Origin of the sequence: Streptomyces sp. UNOC14_S4 (genome assembly GCF_020740835.1) — a bacterium.
Classification (GTDB): Bacteria; Actinomycetota; Actinomycetes; order Streptomycetales; family Streptomycetaceae; genus Streptomyces.
In genome coordinates, this window is the sequence record NZ_JAINFC010000522.1 from 1 (window position 1) to 5,152 (window position 5,152).

General features: G+C 72.8%; 7 protein-coding genes and 1 tRNA gene. 5 read left to right on the plus strand and 3 right to left on the minus strand.

Annotation, left to right across the window (positions count from 1 at the left end):
- A partial coding sequence (locus K6I34_RS31115) for an aminotransferase class IV (protein ID WP_229331172.1) occupies nt 1-487 on the plus strand: 487 nt, incomplete at its 5' end.
- Between the two features lie 40 nt (nt 488-527).
- Nucleotides 528-1,373: a GNAT family N-acetyltransferase gene (locus tag K6I34_RS31120; RefSeq protein ID WP_229331174.1), complete on the plus strand. Its 846-nt coding sequence runs from the start codon at nt 528-530 to the stop codon at nt 1,371-1,373.
- A 105-nt stretch (nt 1,374-1,478) separates the two neighbouring features.
- On the opposite strand, the gene K6I34_RS31125 is transcribed toward K6I34_RS31120, so the two are convergent.
- Entirely contained in the window at nt 1,479-1,994 is a 516-nt protein-coding gene (locus K6I34_RS31125; protein ID WP_229331176.1) for a DsbA family protein, read from the minus strand.
- Between the two features lie 206 nt (nt 1,995-2,200).
- On the opposite strand from K6I34_RS31125, the gene K6I34_RS31130 reads away from it, so the two are divergent.
- Nucleotides 2,201-2,650, plus strand: a complete 450-nt coding sequence (locus tag K6I34_RS31130; protein WP_229331178.1) for a hypothetical protein — start codon at nt 2,201-2,203, stop codon at nt 2,648-2,650.
- 220 nt (nt 2,651-2,870) lie between these two features.
- Here the strand turns inward: K6I34_RS31130 and K6I34_RS31135 are convergent, their stop codons facing one another.
- Together K6I34_RS31135 and K6I34_RS31140 are read right to left on the minus strand one after the other, a co-directional pair.
- Nucleotides 2,871-3,437 carry a CGNR zinc finger domain-containing protein gene (locus tag K6I34_RS31135; RefSeq protein WP_229331180.1) on the minus strand — a complete coding sequence of 189 codons (567 nt, stop codon included), beginning with the start codon at nt 3,435-3,437 and terminating at the stop codon, nt 2,871-2,873.
- A 202-nt stretch (nt 3,438-3,639) separates the two neighbouring features.
- Nucleotides 3,640-4,053 carry an SsgA family sporulation/cell division regulator gene (locus tag K6I34_RS31140; RefSeq protein ID WP_003959770.1) on the minus strand — a complete coding sequence of 138 codons (414 nt, stop codon included), beginning with the start codon at nt 4,051-4,053 and terminating at the stop codon, nt 3,640-3,642.
- Between the two features lie 625 nt (nt 4,054-4,678).
- Here K6I34_RS31140 and K6I34_RS31145 point away from each other — a divergent pair.
- Both K6I34_RS31145 and K6I34_RS31150 read left to right on the plus strand, forming a co-directional pair.
- Nucleotides 4,679-4,750 (plus strand) — tRNA-Val (locus K6I34_RS31145).
- 109 nt (nt 4,751-4,859) lie between these two features.
- Nucleotides 4,860-5,152: SRPBCC family protein (locus K6I34_RS31150; protein ID WP_275127193.1), on the plus strand; the 293-nt coding region annotated here is incomplete at its 3' end.

The window sequence follows — 5,152 nt, forward strand, 5'->3', positions numbered from 1 at the left end:
CGGCGAGACGCGCAGGCTGTCCGACACCACCAGTGTCATCACCGTCCCCTGGACCCGCAACGAGCGCAGCGCGCTCGCCGGGCTGAAGTCCACCTCGTACGCCGAGAACGTCGTCGCCCTCGCCCGCGCCGCGGACCGGGGCGCCACCGAGGCACTCTTCGCCAACACCGTGGGCGAGCTCTGCGAGGGCACCGGCTCCAACGTCTTCGTCGTCCTCGACGGCGAGCTGCACACCCCGCCGCTCGCCTCCGGCTGCCTCGCGGGCATCACCCGCGCCCTCGTCGTGGAGTGGACCGGCGCCCGCGAGACCACCCTGCCCGCCGACGTCCTGGACCGCGCCGACGAGATCTTCCTGACCTCCACCCTCCGCGACGTCCAGGCGGTCGGCGCGGTCGACGGCCGTACGCTGCCCACGGCCCCCGGCCCCGTCACCGCCGAGGTCGCGAAGATCTTCCAGGAGCGCGCGGCGGCGGACATCGATCCGTAAAGCCCGTGACGTACGGGCGCGGGGCAGGTACAAAACAGGCGTGACCACCACCCTGCGCCCCACCGCACCCGAACAGCGCACGGCCGGCGGCGGCCGGTCCCGCTCGTACGACGTCTGCGTCAACAGCAGACCGGTCGGCAGGATCGACCTGACCACCGACGACCGGTTCGGCCCCGGGGCCGGCCGGATACTCCGGCTCGCGATCGGCGAACGCGACCGCCACCGCGGCCGCGGCACGGTCGCGGCACTCGCCGCTGAGGAAGTGCTGCGCGGCTGGGGGTGCGACCGCGTCGAGATCTCCGTCGACGCGGAGGCGGACGTGGCCCTGGGCCTCGCGGGCGCCCTCGGCTACGTCGAGCGCAACCGCAGCATGGCCAAGCCCCTCACCGCCGCCGCCCGGCTGCCGGAGGGCACGGAGGGGCGGCCGATGACGGACGAGGAGTTCGCCGTCTGGGAGGAGCAGGGGCGGGCCGACTACGCCCGGAGCTGGATCGACCGGGGCGTGCCCGCGGAGCAGGCCCACGCCAAGGCCGCGGCCGACCACCGTCGGCTCCTCCCCGAGGGATCCGCCACCCCCGGCACGGTCCTGCGGGTCCTCACCCACCACGGCGCCCGCGTCGGCACCCTGTGGGTGGCCCTGTGCCCGGACGGCCCCGACGACCTCGACGAGCCCGGCGCGTACGTCTACAAAGTCGAGGTCGCCGAGGAGCACCGCGGCCGGGGCCACGGCCGCTCACTGATGCTGCTGGCCGAAACGGAGGCCTTGGAGGGCGGCGCCACCACGCTCGGCCTGAACGTCTTCGCGGGCAACACGCCCGCCCTGACCCTGTACGAGTCCCTGGGCTACCGCTCTACGGCATTCCACCTGTACAAGCCGTTGCTGTAACGCGCCCCATAGGGGCGCGGGGAACGGCGCGCCCAGCCCCACGCAACCCGCAGCCGCGAGCGGAGCGCAAGTGGCACCCCAGTAGGCACACCCGCCCCGCGAGGATCAGGCGCCCAACAACCGATCCGCGATCTCGGCAATGCGCTCCCGCACCCCCTCCTGGTTCTGCGAGGCGTCCAACAGCTCCCCACCGATCACGTACGTGGGCGTACCGACCACGCCGATGGCCCTGCCCTCGGCGTGGTCGGCGTCGACGACCAGCAGGTGCCGCCCGTCGATCAGCGCCGTGTCCACCTCGTCCGCGTCCAGCCCCAGGGAGCGGGCCACGTCGACGAGCACCTCCTCGCCGCGGTCGGCCAGCTCCTCGACCCGGGCCAGCACCGCCTCGGCGTACGGCCAGCCCCGCCCCTGCTCGGCGGCCTCCTCGGCGGCCTGCGCGGCCGCGTACGCGTGCTTGTGCCGCTCCAGCGGGAAGTGCCGCAGCCGGATCTCCAGCCGGTCCCCGTAGTGGTCGCGCAGGGCGTGCAGGTCGGTGAAGGCGGTGCGGCAGTCCGGGCACTGCAGCTCGCACCAGACGTCGAGAGTGGCACGCGTGGTGGTGCCGGTAGTGGTGTCGCTCATGGGGCCAGTCTTCCAGCCGGGTCAGCCCTGGGGAGGAGCGCGCCCCCGAGATGACCCCGAGATCTCCCGGAGCCTCCCGGCCGACCGTGGCCAGTGCGGTGCGGACCGGTGCAGGATGGAAGGAGACGCCCGCCCGGGGAAGCCCGCCTGGGAAGCCCTCGTGCGGCGCGCCCGGAAGTACTCGCAGCAGGAGCAGGAGGAGCAGCATGCTGGCCTCGACGATGATTGCCACGGCCGCGTCCGCGGCCGGTCTGGGCATCGCCGCGCTGACGGCCTGGCGCAAGCGCTTCCTCGCCGCCGCCCGGATCACGGCCTATGCCCTCGTCCCGGTCGGCCTGGCCATGACCGGCATCCTCCGCTGGCTCACCGGCCTGGTCTTCAACCCCGGCGTGTGGCTGGGCTTCGGCGTGCTGGCGCTCTCGGCACTGCTCTTCATGGTGACGAGAGCGGTGGAGCGGCGCGGCGGGAAGCCGAGCCGCAAGGAGCGCAAGGCCGCCGAGGCGGCTGCCGGCCGTGAAGCCATGGCCCCGGGTGCTTCCTCTCCGTCACTGACCTCGGGCCGTGACATACCCCGCGCCCAGGCCAAGGGCAAGAAATCGGGCGGCGCCGAAGACTTCTCCGACATCGAGGCCATCCTCAAAAAGCACGGAATTTAGCGAGCTCCGGCACGGCGGTATTCCTCGCAATCCCGCGAAACGGCGGGGGCGCCCGCACCGCTGCCGGAGCGTCAGAAATCCGCTGCCCGAAGAGGCCCGATTCCCGGGGGCGCCGCGCAATGCCGGGTGCTCATCGCCCGTGTTTCCCGGATATTCCCCGGATATTCCGGGGGCGTTGTTCCTGACGCCCCGTCGGCCCTTTTCCGCGAGCCGCGCGCCGTCAGCTCGCGGCTTCCTTGCGGCGCGCCCGGTACGCGGCCACGTGGAGCCGGTTGCCGCAGGTGCGGCCGTCGCAGTAGCGCCGTGAGCGGTTGCGGGAGAGATCCACGAAGGCCCGGCCGCAGTCCGGCGCCTCGCAGCGCCGCAGCCGCTCCCGCTCGCCCGCGACCACGAGGAAGGCCAGCGCCATGCCGCCGTCCGCCGCGAGGTGCTCGGCGACGGACGCCCCCGGCGCGAAGTAGTGCACATGCCAGTCGTAGCCGTCGTGATCGGTCAGCCTGGGCGTGGTCCCCGCCTCCGCCACCAGCGCGTTCAGCAACTCCGCGAGCTCGGTCGCGTCCCCGGCCGAGAACGCCTGCGCGAACCGCTCCCGCACCGCCCGCACGGCCACGAGATCCGCTTCCCCGAGGACGCCGACCCCGCTGACGTCATGACGCCCGACGAACGCCCGCACCGCGGCGAGGTCCGTGAGGGTGTCGCCGGGACCGCCCTCGGGGCCCACGGCCGAGGTGTTCACGAGGTCCACCACGGCGTCGAGCGCGCACCGGGTGTCGTGGTTGATCAGCACGGTTCGTTCGCTCCCTGGCCGACGGGGGTGGGGCGGCATTTGTTCGATCGGGACCACGACTCTAGCGGCTCCGCAACACGACGGCGCCGTCACCCGCGGTGGATCCGCGGTGACGGCGCCGTACGGCCAGCCCTCTGCGGGACGACGCGCACCCGACCCCCCGAGTGGGCGGGCGCGCCCGATGTCAGCCCCGGCCCGTGCGTCAGCTCTCCGCGAGGATGTGGGAGAGCTCCGTGTCCAGGTCGAAGTGACGGTGTTCGGTGCCCGGCGGCACCGCGGCGTCGGTCCGCTTCAGGAACGACTCCAGGGCCCGCGCCGGGGCCTCCAGCAGGGCCTCGCCCTCCGGGGAGCTCAGCGCGATGCACACGACGCCCTGACCGTGGCTGCGGGACGGCCAGACACGGACGTCTCCGGTGCCGGTGGGCCGGTGCAGGCCCTCGGCGAGCAGATCTCTGGCGAAGACCCACTCGACCGTCTCTTCGGCTCCGGTGTGGAAGGTGGCGTGCACGGCATACGGATCGGCCGTGTCGTACCGCAGACCTGCGGGCACAGGCAGTGAGGATTCGCTCGACACGACGAGGCGCAGGTGCAGCTCGCAGCTGACCGTGGTGTTCATAAGCGCCAGGGCCTTTCGCTCAGTGTGCGCTCGGGGATTCGCACGTCGGCGAAATCGACATGCCACCTACGGTGCCGTTGTAAACCCCTCTGACCGTTTTGAGACTGTTCGGATACCTCGGACGGCGCAGCACTTCCCCAGCGAATACGGCCATTCCGGTGAGTTGCGGTTCGATCCGGTGCGCCGAGGAGTATGAATGCGGAGAGTGACGAGCGACAGCCCGGCGCGACCACCGCCGGAGCCGGGACCGGAGCGGCCGCCATCGGGGAGCGGTCCTCCCGGGACCGGAGTGGCCGCGGTCGGGGAGCGGCCCCGGCGAACGACCCTCGGCGCGGCCGCCGCCCGCGGCTCCCGCGCGCCACGCTCCATCCGGCGCTCCCGCGCCCTGTGCATCGGGGCGGCGGGCCGGGGCCTTCGCCGTCGGCCTCGCCGTCGTCGGCGCGTGCCTCGCCGTCCCTGTCGCGTGGTCGCGTGCCGTGCCGTCGCCCGCGGTGCCCATCGGTGTCCGTCTCGTCGGGTGTGGCAGGGCCATGCCCTGGAAGCGCCGCCGCCGAGCCCGCCGCCCGCCCCTGCGACGGCCGGTACCGAACACCCTCTGACATGCGGTAATGTTTGCGGTGCGCCCGGGCGATTAGCTCAGCGGGAGAGCGCTTCGTTCACACCGAAGAGGTCACTGGTTCGATCCCAGTATCGCCCACACGTGAAGGCCGATGGTCCGCAAGGTTCACCCTTGCGGACCATCGGTTTTTCCTGCGTCTTCGCCCGTTCCGCTGCGCTCCCGCGGCCGGGAGGTGTGCGCTGGCCCCATGCCCTTGCCCTCGGCGCTGGCCGACCCCCACCGCTACCGCTTCCGCGCCACGTGGACCTTCCCCGTCTCCCCGGACGTCCTCTACGCGCACCTGGAGCGCCCCGAGAGCTATCCCGTCTGGTGGCCCCAGGTGCGCTCCATGGAACTCTCCGGCCCCGACACCGGCACCCTCCGGTTCCGCTCCTTCCTCCCCTTCACCCTCGTCCTGACCGCCCGCGGCCACCGCGACCCCGAGGCCAGGACCCTCCGCATCGACATGACCGGAGACCTGGAGGGCCACGCGTCCTGGAC